The 18,459-nt window shown below is 39.6% G+C and carries 17 protein-coding genes and 1 riboswitch; all 17 genes read left to right on the forward strand.

Annotated features, from left to right (window positions below; all coding sequences use genetic code 11):
- Positions 1–83: 83 nt before the first annotated feature.
- The 17 genes from QUE72_RS02950 (at position 84) to QUE72_RS03030 (ending at position 18,452) form a co-directional block, all read left to right on the forward strand.
- Positions 84–854 carry an ABC transporter ATP-binding protein gene (locus tag QUE72_RS02950; RefSeq protein WP_175573110.1) on the forward strand — a complete coding sequence of 257 codons (771 nt, stop codon included), beginning with the start codon at positions 84–86 and terminating at the stop codon, positions 852–854.
- Positions 854–1,843: a FecCD family ABC transporter permease gene (locus QUE72_RS02955; RefSeq protein ID WP_286271438.1), complete on the forward strand. Its 990-nt coding sequence runs from the start codon at positions 854–856 to the stop codon at positions 1,841–1,843. Before QUE72_RS02950 ends, QUE72_RS02955 begins: the two co-directional genes overlap by 1 nt.
- Positions 1,843–2,910: a nicotinate-nucleotide--dimethylbenzimidazole phosphoribosyltransferase gene (gene cobT, locus QUE72_RS02960; RefSeq protein ID WP_286271439.1), complete on the forward strand. Its 1,068-nt coding sequence runs from the start codon at positions 1,843–1,845 to the stop codon at positions 2,908–2,910. The genes QUE72_RS02955 and cobT overlap by 1 nt, the downstream gene beginning before the upstream one ends.
- Positions 2,910–3,704 carry an adenosylcobinamide-GDP ribazoletransferase gene (locus tag QUE72_RS02965; RefSeq protein WP_286271440.1) on the forward strand — a complete coding sequence of 265 codons (795 nt, stop codon included), beginning with the start codon at positions 2,910–2,912 and terminating at the stop codon, positions 3,702–3,704. Before cobT ends, QUE72_RS02965 begins: the two co-directional genes overlap by 1 nt.
- Positions 3,701–4,264 (forward strand): bifunctional adenosylcobinamide kinase/adenosylcobinamide-phosphate guanylyltransferase, encoded by a 564-nt coding sequence (gene cobU / locus QUE72_RS02970; protein ID WP_286271441.1) that lies wholly within the window; start codon positions 3,701–3,703, stop codon positions 4,262–4,264. The genes QUE72_RS02965 and cobU overlap by 4 nt, the downstream gene beginning before the upstream one ends.
- Positions 4,257–4,937 carry a histidine phosphatase family protein gene (locus QUE72_RS02975; protein ID WP_286271442.1) on the forward strand — a complete coding sequence of 227 codons (681 nt, stop codon included), beginning with the start codon at positions 4,257–4,259 and terminating at the stop codon, positions 4,935–4,937. The genes cobU and QUE72_RS02975 overlap by 8 nt, the downstream gene beginning before the upstream one ends.
- Complete coding sequence (locus tag QUE72_RS02980; protein WP_286271443.1) at positions 4,937–6,424, forward strand: cobyric acid synthase; 1,488 nt, start codon at positions 4,937–4,939, stop codon at positions 6,422–6,424. The genes QUE72_RS02975 and QUE72_RS02980 overlap by 1 nt, the downstream gene beginning before the upstream one ends.
- Positions 6,417–7,019 carry a cob(I)yrinic acid a,c-diamide adenosyltransferase gene (gene cobO / locus QUE72_RS02985; RefSeq protein WP_286271445.1) on the forward strand — a complete coding sequence of 201 codons (603 nt, stop codon included), beginning with the start codon at positions 6,417–6,419 and terminating at the stop codon, positions 7,017–7,019. The genes QUE72_RS02980 and cobO overlap by 8 nt, the downstream gene beginning before the upstream one ends.
- Positions 7,020–7,024: 5 nt before the next feature.
- The gene (locus QUE72_RS02990; protein ID WP_286271447.1) at positions 7,025–7,858 is read left to right on the forward strand and encodes a cobalamin-binding protein; all 834 of its coding nucleotides are present in this window, start codon (positions 7,025–7,027) and stop codon (positions 7,856–7,858) included.
- Between the two features lie 67 nt (positions 7,859–7,925).
- A riboswitch (cobalamin riboswitch) is annotated at positions 7,926–8,082 on the forward strand.
- A gap of 36 nt (positions 8,083–8,118) precedes the next feature.
- Complete coding sequence (locus tag QUE72_RS02995; protein WP_286271450.1) at positions 8,119–9,963, forward strand: TonB-dependent receptor domain-containing protein; 1,845 nt, start codon at positions 8,119–8,121, stop codon at positions 9,961–9,963.
- 216 nt (positions 9,964–10,179) lie between these two features.
- A complete protein-coding gene (locus tag QUE72_RS03000; protein WP_286271451.1) occupies positions 10,180–11,397 on the forward strand; it encodes a hypothetical protein in 1,218 nt (405 codons plus the stop codon).
- A 1-nt stretch (position 11,398) separates the two neighbouring features.
- Positions 11,399–12,370 (forward strand): substrate-binding periplasmic protein, encoded by a 972-nt coding sequence (locus tag QUE72_RS03005; RefSeq protein ID WP_286271452.1) that lies wholly within the window; start codon positions 11,399–11,401, stop codon positions 12,368–12,370.
- Positions 12,370–12,924: a CBU_0592 family membrane protein gene (locus tag QUE72_RS03010; protein WP_074498660.1), complete on the forward strand. Its 555-nt coding sequence runs from the start codon at positions 12,370–12,372 to the stop codon at positions 12,922–12,924. The genes QUE72_RS03005 and QUE72_RS03010 overlap by 1 nt, the downstream gene beginning before the upstream one ends.
- A 280-nt stretch (positions 12,925–13,204) precedes the next feature.
- Positions 13,205–14,584: a PhoH family protein gene (locus QUE72_RS03015; RefSeq protein WP_286271455.1), complete on the forward strand. Its 1,380-nt coding sequence runs from the start codon at positions 13,205–13,207 to the stop codon at positions 14,582–14,584.
- A 167-nt stretch (positions 14,585–14,751) separates the two neighbouring features.
- The gene (locus QUE72_RS03020) at positions 14,752–15,132 is read left to right on the forward strand and encodes a CopL family metal-binding regulatory protein (RefSeq protein WP_286271456.1); all 381 of its coding nucleotides are present in this window, start codon (positions 14,752–14,754) and stop codon (positions 15,130–15,132) included.
- 120 nt (positions 15,133–15,252) lie between these two features.
- On the forward strand, positions 15,253–16,704 hold the full coding sequence (locus tag QUE72_RS03025) for a TolC family protein (protein ID WP_286271457.1): 1,452 nt from the start codon (positions 15,253–15,255) through the stop codon (positions 16,702–16,704).
- Positions 16,704–18,452, forward strand: coding sequence for an efflux RND transporter periplasmic adaptor subunit (locus QUE72_RS03030; protein WP_286271459.1), 1,749 nt, complete (start codon positions 16,704–16,706; stop codon positions 18,450–18,452). Before QUE72_RS03025 ends, QUE72_RS03030 begins: the two co-directional genes overlap by 1 nt.
- The last annotated feature ends 7 nt before the right edge of the window (positions 18,453–18,459 follow it).

Consider the following 18,459-nt stretch of genomic DNA (forward strand, 5'->3'; position numbering starts at 1 on the left):
TGCGGGTAACATAGTTGAGTTATTACACAGCATTGCTATTAATAACCTAATTTTCCGCACATCTATTTAAAGGTATAGGTGTTTTGTTACATTTAAGCGCGGAAAATTTAGTATGGTCTGTAGACAGTAAACTAATTCTTAATGGGATTGATTTTACCGCGAACCTCGGCGAAACGATTGGTATTTTAGGCCCCAATGGCGCAGGTAAAACTTCTTTTTTAAAATGTCTCTATCGAGAACATATTCCGCAATCAGGTAACGTCACCTTATCAGAAACGGCGCTAGCTGCATTTAATCGTCGCGAAATAGCGCGAAAAATTTCAGTGGTTAGCCAACACCGTGAAGCGGTATTTAATTTATCAGTGCTTGATGTGGTAAAAATGGGCTTGATACCACATAAACAGTACTTTGATCTTAACACCCAAGCAGACTATCAATTATTGCATCAAGCCATCGAACAAGTAGATCTTAAAAATAAAAAACACCAAGCTTTCAATACACTTTCAGGTGGTGAACAACAACGTTGCTTTATTGCACGTGCGATTGTGCAACAACCTGAAATATTAATTATGGATGAACCCACTAACCATTTAGACATTTTCTATCAGCATCAAATTTTATCTATTGTTAAAGCGCTTGATTTAACCTTGGTGATGAGCATTCATGATCTCAATCTAGCAGCCCTATATTGTGATCGCATTATGTTGATGTCAGAAGGAACCGTGTTAGCGTTTGATACCCCTGAAAAGGTCTTGAAAGAAAATCTGCTAGAGCAGGTATTTAAAATTCCATGCGTAGTTGATAACAATCCAATAACCGGAAAGCTGCGGGTTACCTTTGGGGGGCAAGGCTAATGGATACTCGGCTGCCTTTTATACCTGGTTTATTGGTATTGGTCATTTTAGTGTTGTTGTCATTGTTATTATCAATGGGCTTTGGTACCACGGAAATTGGCTTCTCCCAAGTTTGGCAATGTGTAAGTGCGCAATGCCAACAACCAATTTATCAAACTATTTTACTGGATATTCGATTGCCTAGAGTGCTTATGGGCTTTTTAGCGGGTTTTGCTTTAGCTGGCGCTGGGGCGTTAATGCAAAATGTGACTCGTAACCCGTTAGCTGATCCTTATCTTTTTGGTATTGTTGCTGGTGCTGGTCTAGGGGCCACTATTTCAAGCTTATTACCTGAATATTTACAAGCATTTTCATTACCATTAGCCGCCTTCATAGGTGCACTTTCTGCTGTGTTTATTGTCATGACTATTCTGATGAATAATAACTGGCGTCGAGTTGAACATTTATTGTTAGCAGGCGTGGCGGTATCTTTCTTATTGAGCGCCGTTACCAGTTTTATCTTGTATTTCGGTGAAGCGTTTGAAGCTAATCGGGTGATTTTTTGGATGATGGGATCACTAGCACGCGCTAATTATGACGCTATTGCTCTTATTGCACCTATCATTTTTATATGTACCTTTATTACCTTGATGTTTTCAAGACAATTAGATGCGTTGTTATTGAGCGACGAAGGGGCAAGAACGCTCGGTGTCAATGTTGATGTAGTTCGAGTACTTTCACTGTGCATTTGTGCTGCAATGACGGCGGTTGTTGTCGCTTACTGTGGTGGAATTGGTTTTGTCGGATTAATGATACCGCATATCGTAAGACCATTTTTTGGTTTTACCCTAGCGAAACTCATGCTGTGTGCAGGCTTAGTTGGAGGCTGCTTCTTAATTTGGGTTGACGTAATCTCTCGAACTATTTTACCAGGGCAAGAATTACCTATTGGTGTGATCACTTCTGTGATTGGTAGCGTGTTTTTTCTATTTTTAATGAGAAGAATGTAATGATAACGAATGTCCCTGTATTAACGCAGCAATATTTGCCACAAATCACCGATAAAATTGATCAAAAAACAAAACCTCTTGGTGCGTTAGGAGTGATTGAACAACTTGCCAAGAGATTGGCTACTATACAAAGTAACCGTTCTGGCAGGTGGCAAAAACTCGATACATTAAAGCCTCAGGTCATTGTTTTTGCTGGCGATCACGGTATTGCTTGTCAAGGTGTAAGTATTGCGCCTAGTGATGTAACTTATCAAATGGTGTTAAATTTCCTTAATGGTGGTGCTGCCATTAATTGTTTTTGCCGTAGCTATAATATTGATTTTAGCGTAGTGGATACTGGTATCTGTACACCGTTACCTGATGCGTTACAGGAAGAGCACGATAACTTTTTTGAGTCACGTTTAGGCCCAGGAACATTCGATATTAGCGAGCAAGCAGCAATGACCATCACACAGGTGAATGACGGCTTATCTGCAGGAGGTAACATTGCAAAACGTGCGATTAAGCAAGGTTGTAATGTCTTAATTTTTGGCGAAATGGGAATTGCAAATACGAGTGCTGCCTCGGCATTAATGTCGGCATTACTTAATATACCTGTCGAGCAATCCGTAGGCCTAGGCACTGGTATTACAGCAGAACAGTTCGCGCTTAAAAAGCAACTTATTAAGAAAGGATTAACACGCCTGGCAGACCAAGAAGAGCATGCGAACATAAAAAAGATACTGGCAGAGCTAGGGGGATTTGAAATCATTCATATTGCTGGTGCGATAATCGCGAGCGCAGAGCAAAGAGTGCCGGTGTTAGTGGATGGTTTTATTGTTAGCGTAGCAGCCCTAGTAGCACAAAGAGTAGCCCCTGAAGTCACTGATTATCTGATTTTTGCGCATCAATCGAATGAACATGCGCATCAACGGATCCTTGAACAATTCCACGCAAAGCCATTATTACAGTTAGCTTTAAGACTAGGAGAAGGTACGGGGGCAACTTTGGCGTTTCCACTACTGCAAGCCGCCGTAAGTTTTTATAATGACATGGCGAGCTTTGAAAGTGCAGGAGTAACAGTGTAATGCTAAACACCAGTAAACAATGGCGTTTATTTAGGCTTGCTTGCCAATTTTTTACGCGAATTCCTGTTGGTAATATCGCTGATTTTCAGGAAACTGATCTCAATCAAGCAACGCGTTATTTTTCGTTAGTTGGTTTACTGGTTGCAGCCATATTGAGCGCTGTGTTTAGTATTTTAGTGACGTTTTTCCCTGTTAATTTAGCCGTTGTTTTACTGTTAATTGTTAGTGTTTTGCTCACTGGCGCATTTCATGAAGATGGCCTTGCTGATATGGCTGATGGTATAGGCGGTGGTTACACGATTTCATCTCGACTCGCTATTATGAAAGATAGTCGTTTAGGTACGTATGGCGCGATTAGTCTATTTTTAGTGATGCTATTAAAGTATGTAGTGCTGGTACATTTAGCAAATGCAGCACTTATTATATTCTCTTTATTTCTAGCTCATGCTTGCTCGAGAGCGATAGCAGCAAGCTTAATAATTGATACCCCTTATGTCAGTGAAGAATCTGATAGTAAAAGCAAGCCTTTGGCTCAGCAACAAACGCAAAAAGATTGTTTATTCGTGTTATTGGTTGCCGTAGTGCCCTTTTTCTTTTTACCGAATGTTCTTTTCTCTTTTACTTTTGTAATTTCTCTGTTGTTTACCTTGTACATTTTTCGTGTTTTGTTTCGCCGTTGGTTAATAGCACGTATTGGGGGCTTTACTGGCGACTGTTTAGGCGCTTGCCAACAACTTGTTGAATTAATTATCTATTTATTAATTGTCGCGTTTGCCATAGGTGGTGTGAAATGATTCACTTGATCCTTGGCGGTGCGCGAAGCGGCAAGTCTCGCTTTGCAGAGCAGTGGATAGTCAATACATGTGTTGATATTCCGCGATATTACCTTGCTACAGCACAAGCTTATGATAATGAGATGACAGAGAGAATTATCAAACATCAACAAGACAGGGCACCTTACCATTGGCAGTTGTGCGAATGCCCCATTCACATTGATCAAACCTTGCAAAACATACCGGATAATAGCGTTGTGTTAATTGATTGTTTAACTTTGTGGCTGACAAATGTGTTAATGAGTGTTGAAAATAAAACCAATACACGTGAGCAAAAAGCGCAACATTTATCTCACGCTATTGAACAATTACTCTTAACGTTATCAGAGCATCAAACAAGATTAACCCTTGTCGTGGTAGCCAATGAAGTAGGGCTTGGCATTGTGCCGATGGGAGAACAATCAAGGTTATTTGTTGATCACGCTGGCTGGTTAAATCAAAAAGTGGCAGCGACGGCACAACAAGTCACCTTAGTGACGGCAGGATTACCGTTAACCCTAAAAGGAGCGATTAGTGGCTAACGTTATATTATTAAGGCATGGCAAAGTTCAGGGCGAAGCTGCCCTTTATGGCACAACTGATGTTGCGGTTAGTGATGTTGAGAATCAACACTTAGTAACGCAATTTAAAGCGTATGAGCAACAACGGTCAGGCAAATGCTCTCATGTTATTAGTTCTCCGTTAATGCGCTGTAAAACTTTAGCGACAAAACTTACACACGCTTTATCATTACCTGCACCGAGTATGGAACCCGCCATTCAAGAAATGCATTTTGGGCGTTATGATGGCGTTGCGTTTGATAATGTTTATCAACAGCCTGAGCAATGGCAACCGTTAGAACGATTTTGGCGAGACCCTGTACAGCATCCATTGCCTGAGGCCGAGTTGTTAACGGGCTTTTCCTATCGCGTTAATCAAGCATGGCAAGCGATAGTGCAACAAGCTTGCCAGCAACAAGACGATCTCTTAGTGGTTTGTCATGGTGGCGTAATTCGGATGATTTTGGCAGCAGTGTTGAACATTAATGTGCGAAATCCATTGTGGTATACACAACTGTCGATTGGTTATGGCAGCTTAACTAAAATTCACATTAAAGCACACCAGTGTCGGGTTAAATACATTGCTCGGCCTATGCATGAACATGGCCTTGATAATAGCTCATCATTGCCTGACTTTGTTATGGAGGCACGATAATGCCGGCAAAAACCTTAATGGTGCAAGGCACAACTAGCGATGCCGGTAAAACAACATTGGTTGCAGCACTATGTCGAATTTATGCGAGGCAAGGTCTACATGTTGCACCGTTTAAACCCCAAAACATGGCGTTAAATAGTGCGGTAACGCCAGATGGTGGCGAAATAGGCCGTGCACAAGCGGTGCAAGCGCATGCCGCCAATGTACCGTTATCCGTAGATTTTAATCCGATATTATTAAAGCCACAATCTGACAAAAATGCGCAAGTTATCATTCATGGTCAAGTTTTTGAAAGCATGAATGCTGATCAGTATCATGATTATAAAAAAATTGCTTTTAACGCGGTGATGGATTCACATACGCGATTAGAAAAAAAATATACACGTATTGTAGTAGAAGGCGCAGGTAGCCCCGCAGAGATTAACCTTCGTGAAGGGGATATTGCGAACATGGGCTTTGCCGAGGCAGCAGACTGCCCGGTTATTTTAATTGCAGATATTGATAAAGGTGGTGTGTTTGCTCACTTAGTTGGCACTTTAGCTCTGTTAAGCGAAAGCGAGCAACAACGTGTTATTGGCTTTGTGATCAATCGTTTTCGTGGTGATCTTTCGTTATTAGAGCCAGGATTACAATGGCTAGAAAACTATACCAATAAGCCTGTTTTAGGTGTGCTTCCTTATATTCATGGATTACATATTGCTGCCGAAGACGCAGTAGATAATGTTCAAAACATAGCAAACAGCCAATTAAAAGTGATTGTGCCAGTAACGCCTAGAATGAGTAATCATAACGATTTTGATGCGTTGAGAGTACATCCTGAAATAGATTTAACCTTTGTCTATGCGTCTGAAGTGAAAAACTCACCGTTACCAGCGGCAGATCTTATTATTTTGGCGGGTAGTAAAAATACCCGTGAAGACTTAGCGTTTATTAAAGCACAAGGCTGGGATCAGCAAATTAACACACACTTACGCTATGGCGGTAAGGTGTTTGGTATTTGTGGTGGCTTTCAAATGTTAGGCCAACATATTAATGACCCACTTGGTTTAGAAGGCAAAGCGGGTATCAGTGAAGGGCTAGGTTTGTTACCGATCACCACGATTTTACAACCACGAAAAACACTGGCTAATCGGGAAGCAATATTGCACTTAGCGGGGATAAATAAAACCATTAAAGGTTATGAAATTCACTTAGGTGAAACAACCTATTTAGCCGATTTACCCCCCTTGATGACAATAGAAGGTAACGCACAAGGCGTTATAAGCGATGATCAACAAATCGCTGGTGGTTATTTACATGGCATTTGGGATAGTAAAAATGCCATCGAACAACTTGCTTCATGGTGCCAAGTGACAATTTCAGCAGCAACATCATTAGAAGATATACAAGAACACGCCATAGAACGATTAGCCGACACATGCGAGCAATACCTCGCATTAGATAAAATAGAAAACGCATTAACCCATTGGAGACAGCACCATGAATGAACAAGACAAACAAGATAAACATAAAGCACGTCAACAAAAACTAAAAGAAAAAGTAGACGCACGTATTGCCGCAGCTCAAGACGATAAAGGTTTATTATTGGTAATAACAGGCAATGGCAAAGGAAAGTCTACCTCTGGTTTTGGCATGATAACTCGTAGCGTTGGCCATGGATTAACTGCTGCTGTATGCCAATTTATTAAAGGCACTTGGGAGTGTGGAGAGCGCAATTTGTTAGAGAAATCGGGCGTACCGTTTTATGTCATGAAAACAGGCTTCACTTGGGAAACTCAAAATAAAGAAGCTGATATGGCGGCTGCTGAAAAAGTGTGGCAAGAGGCTAAAAAATTGCTAGCAGACCCTAGCATTCAAACTATTTTGCTAGATGAATTAACCTATATGCTGAGTTATCGATACCTTGATATTGATGAAGTGCTTGATGCCATCGCTAACAGGCCTGAAGGTCAACATGTCATTGTAACAGGCAGAGCTGCACATCGCCGATTAACTGAAATGGCTGATACTGTTTCTGAAGTGCAATCTCAAAAGCATGCCTTTGAAGCTGGAATTAAAGTACAAAAAGGGATTGATTGGTGATCCTTATGGCAAAGTATGTTTTTACATTGCTTTGGTTTATCAGTGTGGCAAGTATTGCCAATACGCTAGATAAACCGGCTCAGCGAATCATTGCGCTAGCACCTCATATTGTTGAAAACCTTTATCAAATAGGTGCAGGGGATCGTATCATCGGTACTACCGATCATGCTGATTTTCCAGAACAAGCCAAAAGTATTCCTCGTATCGGTAATTATGCCGCATTAAGCATTGAAAAAGTGCTGGCGACAAACCCTGATCTTATTATTGCTTGGAAAACGGGTAATCCAAGTGAAGATTTAGCCCGGCTAGCTTCGTTCGGTATTCCAATCGTGTATTCAAATCCGCTTGCGCTTGAAGATGTAGCACAAGAGTTAAGAGATTTAGGACAATGGACAGGTTTAACTAAAATTGCCAATGAAAAAGCAGATGCTTACCTGGCGGATTTAGCAAAGGTTCGAGCTGATTATCAAGGCGCTGAACCGATTTCGGTTTTTTATGAACTATGGCCTAGACCGTTAACGACAATTGCAAAAAATGCGTGGTTACAACAACAAATAAAGGTGTGCGGGGCAACGAACCCTTTTGTTGATAGCAAAACAGATTACCCGCAAATAAATATTGAGCAAGTGATTATAAAATCACCTGAAATAATTATTCAGCCAACGTCTCATGGCCATCAATCTCCAGATAAGATTGATTGGCAACAATGGTCAGAAATACCCGCGGTAAAACATAATGCGTTTATTCACCCTAACGCCGATATGTTGTACCGCATGACATCGCGCTCTATTAAGGAATTAGCATCGCTTTGTCGGTTGATTGATAAGCATCGACAATAGTTTTAATGGAATTACTACGCAATTGTTGGGTATTCGACAGTTGCTTTCGAACCTCTGACGTTGTCGTCAGAATAATACAAATTTAGGCACTTAGTCACAAACTGAGTAACAAGGGAAACAAGTGAAACTCTTGTGCTGCCCCCGCAACGGTAAATTGACGATACAAAGTACTCTTACTTTTATTGTCAAGAAGCCCGGAGACCGGCCTAAATTTTTAACTTAGTTTTACTTGTGCGGTGGGCGCAGGTGGCGAGGAAAACATGAAACATAAACTTATCGCAGCTTCAGTATCAGCTGCACTTTCACTCTCATCAACATCGTTTGCAGAAACGTCTGGCTATCAAACAGATGAACAAATTTTAGTAACAGCAAACCGTGTGGCTACTAAAGCTGAAGATGTATTGGTTTCACAGGTGGTGATAACCCGAGCTGAGATTGAAAAAATTCAGGCTAAATCTGTGTTGGACTTATTAGCGACGGTATCAGGTATTGATATTTCAGCTAATGGTGGCAAAGGCCAGAACTCTTCTGTGTATATGCGTGGTAGTAATTCGGATCACACCTTAGTGCTATTAAACGGCGTACGAATTGGTTCAGCAACTTTAGGATCAACTAATTTAAATGAAATTGCCCCTGAATTAATCGAACGTATTGAAGTAATAAAAGGTCCTCGTGCTGCACTTTGGGGCTCAGATGCCATTGGTGGCGTGATACAAATTTTCACGCGTAAAGTGAATGGCGGTGACCACTTTGCCAATGCAACTTTCGGTAGTGATAACTACCAAAAATACAGCGCAGGTATTGGCATCGAACACGGTGATGGCTCTACCAGTATTAGTGTGAGCCATGAAGAAAGTGATGGTTTTGATGTCAAAGATGACAGCGAAACAGATGACGATGGTTTCAGTTATGACTCAATCGCCATAAATGGCCAACAACAAGTGAGCAAAGCTTTGGCTTTAACTTGGCTCGCACAAGTTGAACAAGGTGAAACAGAATACGATAGTAGTTACCAAAACAAGTCAGATGTTAACAACTACGTATGGAATCTTGGTGCTGTTTATTCTTCAAAAATCAATGGGTATAAAAACAAGACTCAACTATCTGTAGGCCAAAGTCGAACATCTAATATTAATTATGGAAACTCTTTTACAAAACAAGATGGCAGTGTTTTTGATACCCGTCGTAGTCAGTTTTCATTGATAAATCATACTGAACTTACCCGTCACTGGAAGTTAAATATTGGTGCTGATTTATATGATGAAAGTGTGCGTGGTACAAGTGAATTTAATGAGAATCAACGCGATATATCAGGTTATTTTGCTCATACTGTCTATAATCAAGATGCGTTTACTTATGAACTAGCTGCTCGTTATGATGATGTTGAAGATGTTGATTCTGAAACCACTTATAATGCCAGTGTAGGTTATCAAATAAGTGAAGCTACGCGTATGGTTTTATCAACAGGAACGGGTTTTAAAGCACCAACCTTTAATGATTTATACTACCCATTAAATTGGGGGTCTATGGGTAATGAAAACTTAGTATCAGAAACATCTGACTCAGTCGAGTTTAATATAATCAGCCAATTTGGCAGTGTAGCTGCTTCTTTCAATCTACACCAAACAGATGTTGAAAATTTAATACTGTGGGATGGTGCGATAAATAATGACGGCATAAAAATGCCAGGTAACGTTGATAAAGTTGAAATTCAAGGTGCTGAATTAGGTTTGAGTTACCCAGCAAGCCACGGTACACACGAATTTAATGTGAGTTATGTAGAAGCTGAAGATGTTGCTACAAATGAGCAACTTATTCGTCGAGCTAAAGAATTTGCCAATTATAAATTCAGTACTGATATTGCTGACGCAGATGTTTACCTTGAATGGCAATATAAAGGTAAAAGATACGATAATGTATGGGGTGTGGGCAAAGTTAAACTAGATAGCTATCAATTGATTAACATAGGTACTAGTTATGCTGTCACAGATAAGTTTAACGTTGAAGCGAAAATAAACAATGCGTTTAATGAGCAATACAACACGATAAACGGTTATTTCTCTCAAGAGAGAAAGGTATATTTAGGGATTAGTTATCAGAATTAATTAATATCTGTTTTTTACAGGTTTAGTTTTTACTGAATAACACCATGAAGTATGAAAATGCCAGCTTGCTTTAACGCTGGCATTTTAGTGAAAAAGGGTCAAAAACAACAGATATGGAGTGCAGCCTAATTAATGTAACTTTATGTTCTTGTTAAGGTTAAAGGCTAGTGATATGCTCAAAGCTATGATGCTCTACTGACCTAAGAAAGATAAAAAATGAGCAAAGAAATTATCATCAAAACCGTATCACCGCTTTATATCCCGTTAAGTGTCACCATTGGGGTTGATCAATCTAGCACTCAGTACCTTGAACTTATCCAAGGCATTGCAGCGAGTAATGAACATTGCCGTGCGTTTAACCAACCAGATGTTGAGCACGACTATAATACTATTGATAGCGATGCCAGAGATATTAGAATATTAACTTGGCACAATGCGTCAATTTCACCTGTTGTGCTGCATGTATTTCCCAATAATGTTGCTATTGCTGAACTTGATATGGCATTCGATGCATCGTTAACTGCTGAACAAATTTCTGAGCAATGCCAAGCACAAACTAAGCTTGAGATAGACAACGTTTATCAAACCTTTTTAGCTGAACTTAAGCATTTAATCCCCAACGATAAAAACAAAATGTTGCGTTTAAATGCTATGCCTGAAAAAGCGGATATTCATTGGATTGCCCGCTTTTTAATGCTGGAAAATGCGCAACTTAAAAACACCACTATTCAACAACTCATTAGAACGTGGTTGAAAGATACCCAAACACCACAAGACGCTGAAGCGATCATTCGTGGTGAGCGAAACTATTCCATTACTTGGCTGCAATACATCATTGTTGATGGCAGTAAAACGCATGAAGATTTGCGAGTCAATACGATGGTGCTTGCGCAGTATTATTACACTGCCCAAGAAAATTGTAATCAGCTACTTAAGCAGGCGATTGATAGTGCTTACAACGCTAATAATTTAGCAAAAACTCAAGAGAAACTTTCTTTCGCACGGGTCGTCACTCGGTTGCATTTAATTGATTTGCATGAGCATAAGAAGTTTTTAAATCGCTTTAAGCGCAAGCTTTTAGACGACATTTTAGCAAGTTGGGACTTTAACGAAGTTGCAGCTAACGGCCAACGTATGATTGAAATTTGTTCGGCAAGATTGGAAGAATCAGATAATAAACGGCGAGAACGAAGCACTGTGATGACGGATTTACTGCTGGTGACGTTAAGTTTTTTTGCTGTGTTTGAATTGTCTTTATATTTAACCGAGTTTAGCCGAGAAATGATGTCGCGACCTGCGCTTGATTATAACGATGACAACCGTTCGTTTTTCTTAGAATTTATTGCTGAAATTGATGCAGATATTATGTTTTCGTTTGGCTTTGGTTTAACGTTCGCGTTGGTTATTCTTTATAAAGTGATGAAAGGAAAATAACATGCGTTACGTTTGCTTAATGTGTACGGTTCTATTTTGGCATACAGCCAGCGCTGATAAAGTTACGATAACCACCGCGCCATGGCAACCTTATGTTAGCCATGAACATGCGGGTTCTGCCGTGGCCTTATTAGAGCAAGTGTTTAGTCAAAATAACACCGAGATAACTTGGCTAAGACAAAACTACGATTTAGCATTTCAACAAATCTCTCGGAAAGAAAAGTTAGCGTCTTTTCCATATTTTAAAACCGCTGAACGTGCGAAAAAAGTGCTTTATTCGGCACCTATTTTTCAAGTAACAAGTCATATTTATTTTAATCGACAATATAGCCAGCAAATTGAACAAGCAGAATTATCAAAATACCGTATAGGTAAAGTAGCTGGTTATAGTTATGGTGAAAATATTGATAAGCTCGTTGAAAAAGCTAAAATTTTCAATAGCGAAGATGCTGCACTCCAAGCCTTACTCGAAGGTGATATCGACTATCTGCCAATGACAGAAAGTGTGATGAATTACATTTTAAATAATCAATTTAAGCAGCAAAAATTATTGATAAAGCCACTTGAGGATATTCGCGATACAAAGAGTTTACATCTCATTGCTGCGGATAATAAGCAAGGACGTGCGCTAGTGAAAACATTAAATGAGTTACTTGAACAAGTGGTTGATTTAAAAAGCTTTGTGTTATCTCCTGAACAGCTTACCATTGAACCGGATATTGCAAAACTAATTACCTCTGAAGGTTACCCCGCCATTTTAGCCCAAACCGATTTAACGGAAAATGCGGCTTTTTATACCTTAGCACAAGGTACAAAAGTGTTAGTCATCGAATGGAGTGATGTATTGTTAAAGCCTTCTAAAAGTGATCGAATTTATAAAAACATGATGGATGTAAGTAAGGTTGTCATTTTAAATGGCCCGTTAGTAGGTAAAGAAGTGTACGTAAGAAATATGCATATAGAGTTAATTTAATGTTGGTCTTAATAGGCTGGATAGGCACAGCAATATATTTGATTAATCATGCTTATATTTCATTTGTACGACAGTGGAAACCAAGTATCTACTACGGTGGTAACTTGATTGCCGCGACAGTGCTAGTGATGAGTTCACTGGCGGTCAATTCTTATCAAGCAGTGTTTATCAATGCTTTTTGGGCGATGGTGAGTTTAGCTATTTTACGTGGCTGGCCAATCAATAAAATACCGGCAAGTACCCGTATTTTTTATTTAGGTTTGTTAGTTTTTATCAGTTATTTCTGTTATCTATATTTTGCTAACGGTGTGATAAATATTGCTTTACTTGGTTGGTCTTCAGCATACGCTTTTACCGCAGGATATTTACTTTTTTGCTGTAAAAAACTGAATCACCTTGCTTACTTATTGCTGAATGCTTATGCCGCAATTGTTCTGTTACCTCAGCTCTGGCAGGATCAAAACTTACCAGTTTTTGCACTTGAAATTGCTTGGGCGATTATTTCAATCGTTGGAGCTATAAAGCGCGTAAGAGAACCGCACTTAATGGATTAGTCCGTCAATCGTCATTCATAAAATAGCCGCTAAAAAATAAACGCGAAAGATCAACAGACCTTAGCTGAAGCTAGACTTATTAAAAAAGTACACAAACGGCTTACATTGGTACTTGCAACAAGACTCAGAAGCTGTCAAAGTGAAATTGCTTCATACATTTTGATGGCGTGAGGAGGGTCAAACTTCAACGGACTTGTTGATCACATTGACAGCGTTGTTTAGTGGTTAGTTGCCAATTTGATTGACACAGGTTTTTCATTTTTTGAGGAAATTTGTGTATATGACTGAAGAAAAAACTATCTATATATTAGACACTAATATATTACTGCACGAGCCCTTCGCTTTTCTATCTTTCCAAGAACACGACGTAATTGTTCCCATGACCGTACTTGAAGAACTCGACTCTATTAAAGATCGTAACAAAGACGTTAGCCGGGATGCTCGAGTTGCTATCAGAGCACTAGAAGATTGTTTAGTAAACGCAACGCCAGAAGAAGTACTTGCTGGTGTTCCAATACCCACGCAACAAGATGGTAGCAAGGTTGGTAGGCTGTCTATTTTTAATGATTACACGTTAGAACAAACTGCTGGTAAGCTGTCCTTTAATGAAAATGATAATCGTATTATTAATACAGCATTACACATTCAAGGTACTCGTAAAACGCGTAAAGTTGTGCTTGTTACTAAAGATATTAATATGCGCCTTAAGGCAAAAGGGGCAGGCCTTAAACATGTTGAAGATTATCGAACTGACCAATTAATTGATGATATTCAATTTCTTACTAAAGGTTATCACAAATTTTCAGGAGACTTTTGGCAACAAGTTAAAAATTGCGAGAGTGAATCTGAAGGGCGAAATACCACTCACTATGTTGAAAAGTCGGTATTTCCGAACGCTTACATGAATGAATATTTGCTTGATGAAGGCGAACATTTTGCGGGTAAAGTTGTAGGCTGGGATGAACAAAAACTAGCGATAGCTGATTTAAGTCGAGAACGACTGATGTCAAAGCAAGCGTGGGGAATATCGCCAAAAAATATTTATCAAGGCATGGCAATGGATGCATTACTTGATCCTTCGATAGATTTAGTCATTTTAACTGGGCCTGCAGGTTGTGGTAAAACCTTACTTGCATTAGCGTCAGCTTTAGAGTTGGTGATTGAACGCGGCATGTATGACAAGGTTATTGTCACCCGAAGTACGCCTGAAATAGCCGAGTCTATCGGTTTTTTGCCGGGCACGGAAGAAGAAAAAATGGCGCCTTGGTTAGCGGCGATTACCGATTCATTGGAAGTCTTGCATAAACAAGATGAAAACATGGAAAGTAGCTTAAACTACATTATGGATAAAGCGAATATTCAGTTTAAATCTGTTAATTTTATGCGCGGCAGAAGCATACAAAATGCCTTTGTCATTTTAGATGAATGTCAAAATTTAACCGCATCGCAATTAAAAACCATCATTACTCGCTGTGGTGAAGGCACAAAATTAGTATGCTCTGGTAATTTAGCGCAAATAGACAGTAATTATTTAAGCGCATTAACTTCAGGATTAACTTACATTGTTGAACGTTTTAAAGATTTTCCAGGTAGCACTACGGTGAATTTAAATGGTGTAGTTCGTTCGCGATTAGCATCATTTGCGGAAGAAAATTTATAAAACCGAGAAGATGAACAGTGAAAGGGGCTAGCTTGCTTACTTTCTAGCGAGTAACCCCTTTGTTTGTTCATTTCAGCTTTATTAGCACTAAAGTCGTATCAGTATATTGATCAACCATGACAACTGTGTAATCATTTCGTTAATTGAATTACTTGGTTTATGTACTGGTGTCGACTAATTTCGTTAAAACATTATTGATATTGACGGTCTGTTTGTCCTTTTTAGGTCAAGTGATGGCGTCTACAGTAATGTCTTATCATATGATTAATATGAAAACGAGCCAGTCACAAACTCATAACATGGATATGATGGATCATAGTCATCATCAAATGGCGACTCAGTCAGCTGAACATCATGAAAACATGGATGATAGCTGTTGTGAGCAATCTTGCAGCTGTTTTAGTGGTAGTTGCTCTAATATTGCCGTGGCATTATTTTCAACGATGCAAACACGACAACTTGATTTATCAGTAAAAATCATTTCTGTTCCACAAACTGAGCAAAGCCAAACGCTTCCTTCTTTATATCGACCTCCGATATTTGCCTAATACAGGGTTAGTGCGCCCGCATTTTACTAAATGCAAAGTTAAACGCACTGTTTATCACGTTCCTGTTAATTCATTTAGCGTCTAGCGCTAAATAAACATCCAGCATTGACTGGAGGCAAAATGATCAAAAATTATCTAACTATTGCGATACTCATATCGCTAATCACTAATAGTGCTAAAGCGGAAGAGCATCAGCACTTTATAGACAAGCCATACTCGCCGTCTTTCCAGGCAAAAGATACCTTATCGTTGACGGAAGCAATTACAATAGCTGAAAAAAATGATCCTTGGCTTCATGGCAATCGGTTAAATCAACAAGCGATTAACCATAGAAGTATTGCTGCTGGTACATTGCCAGATCCTAAGGTGTCAATAGGCATGATGAACCTACCTATCGATTCTTGGAATACCGAACAAGAGGGCATGACACAATTAAAAGTCGGTGTCTCTCAAATGTTTCCTCGTGGAGATAGTTTGGCGATTAAACAAAATCAATTGAAGCTTGAAGCAACTAAATTTCCATTAATGCGAAAAAATCGTCAAGCGACTGTGAAAAGCACCGTTTCACAGTTATGGCTTGATGCTTATTTAGCCCAGCGAATTATTGAGCTTATCGAGAATGATTGGGCTTTGTTCGAACAGATTGCCGAAGTGGCGCAAGTGAGCTATTCAAACGTTGTAGGGAAAACTCGTCAACAAGATGTTATTCGTGCGCAATTAGAAATTGTGCAACTTGAAGATAGATTAATGCTTGAGAAGCAACAATTAGAAACTGCCATTGCACGTTTAAATGAATGGTTGCATGTTTATGACGCTAATAATGTCGCCCAAACGTTTAATTTTGACGCACAAGCCTTGGTATTTAATGTTTCATCGCAACTGCCCGAGATTCGATTAAAGCAACCCGAATTACTTAAAGCAGCAAAATATTCCCGTAATCGTTTGGCAAAAGTATTGTTAAATCACCCTGCTTTGCTAATGATTGATGTCAAGCAACAAGTCGTTGAAAAAAATGTGGTGCTAGCAAAACAGCAATATAAGCCGCAATGGGGGGTAAATGCCAGTTATAGTTATCGAGATAATATGCCATCTGGTGATAGTCGTGCTGATTTGTTTTCAGTAGGCGTCACCTTTGATTTACCTTTATTTACTGATAACAAACAAGATCAACAAGTATCGGCATCCATTGCCGAATCTGCCGCGGTAAAAACGGAGAAGTTATTATTAACAAAGCAGATGATTAGTGCAGTTGAGCAAGAAACAAGACAGCTAAGGCGACTTTCAGAGCGACAAAAGTTATATCAACAGCAATTGCTTAAACAAACGCATAATCAAGCTGAAGCGTCACTTACTGCTTATACCAATGATGATGGTGATTTTTCAGAAGTGGTAAGAGCAAGGATCACACAATTAAACACAAAAATAGCAGCACTAAAAATTGACGTTGAAGCACTGAAATCAGTTGCTCGTATCAATTATTTTTTCACCCACGCTGATGACACATCACGTCAACTTACACCACACACTAAAAACGTTAACACTGCACTTACTCAGCAACTTGGAGATCAATAATGCAAGCTAATCATAAAATCATTATCGCTGTTATTGCAGGTGTTGCACTAGGAGCTAGTACGTTGAGTGTTTTACAAAATAGTGGGTCGAATGATAATAACTCATCTACAGCATTATCAGAGAAAAAACCTTTATATTGGGTAGCACCAATGGATGCGAATTATCGCCGAGATCAACCTGGAAAATCTCCCATGGGCATGGATTTAATTCCGGTATATGAACAAGCTAACTCAGCAAATGAACATGTCCTAGGGGCAGTAAAAATTTCTCCTCATGTAGTGAATAACCTTGGGGTGCGTACCGAGCCTGTTGCATTAAAAACTATGCATAGCGAAATTTCAACGGTTGGCTATGTTCAATATGATGAAAATGCGTTGGTGCATATTCACCCACGTGTCGATGGTTGGATAGAAAAACTGTATGTTAAAACGGCAGGTGATCCTGTTGAAAAAGGGCAATCACTCTATACCTTGTATTCACCACAGCTTGTGAATGCGCAAGAAGAGTTTTTAATCGCGTTGAAACGCAATAACAAGTCGATAATTATAGCAGCGAAAGAACGTTTAACGGCGTTACAGTTATCTGCTGAATTTATCAAAACACTCGAAAAAACCGGTAAAGTTAAACAACATGTGACGTTTTATTCACCGCAAGCTGGGGTTGTTGATGATCTACAAATCAGAGAGGGTTTCTACGTACAGCCGGGAAATACATTATTAAGTATCGGAAAACTTGATCAGGTTTGGGTGGAAGCTGAAGTTTTCGAACGAGATATTGCTTTAATTAAGCAAGGGCTTGATGTGACGATGACGCTCGATTCTCTGCCGGGTAAAAAGTGGACTGGAATGGTTGATTATGTTTACCCCACGTTAAATAGTGAAACGCGAACATTACGCGTAAGGTTAAAATTTAATAATCCAGAACATCAATTAAAACCTAATATGTTCGCGCAGGTAACCATTCATGCTAACCCAACTAACCGCGCTATCTTAGTACCTACAGAAGCTGTGATCCGCACCGGTAAGCAAGATCGTGTTGTGCTTGCATTGGGCGAAGGGCAGTTTAAATCTGTCGAAGTGACTATTGGTCGCGTCGATAAACATCATATCGAGATTTTAAATGGATTGGATGAAAAGGATGTTGTGGTTACTTCTGCACAATTTTTAATTGATTCTGAGTCCAGTAAATCGTCAGATTTTAAACGTATGAGTCATGATAAAGTGCCCAACTCAGTGTGGATGCAAGGAAAAGTAAACCATGTAATGGCTGCACATGGCATGGTTAATATTACTCATGAACCGGTAGCAGCTTGGGATTGGCCCGAAATGACCATGGACTTCAATGTTGCTCAAGGTGTTGATATAGATACGCTAATGTCTGGACAGCTGTTGCATTTTGAAGTTAGCAAAGTTGATGACGGCGGTTTCGTCATTACAGGCATTCATATTATCTCACAACCTGAAACTGCCGATGAGCCAGTTTCTTCGGCGACGGTTAACGGTGTGGTAAATCATATCGACCATGACACGAGAGTGATTAATATTAGCCGTGAAGCCATTGAAAAATGGGATAGACCAGCCGCCACTATGGATTTTATCGTTGATGAAACAATCGATTTACAGGCATTTTCAAACGATGAGCAAGTCACCTTCACGTTTGAAATACATGATGACTTTATTATCGTTGAACTGAGTTCTACTCGTGACAATAGTCACCAGCAGCATAGCAATCACAACCAACACAACTAAGTGAGAC

The organism is Thalassotalea hakodatensis, from assembly GCF_030295995.1.
In the GTDB taxonomy this organism is placed as follows: domain Bacteria; phylum Pseudomonadota; class Gammaproteobacteria; order Enterobacterales; family Alteromonadaceae; genus Thalassotalea_C; species Thalassotalea_C hakodatensis.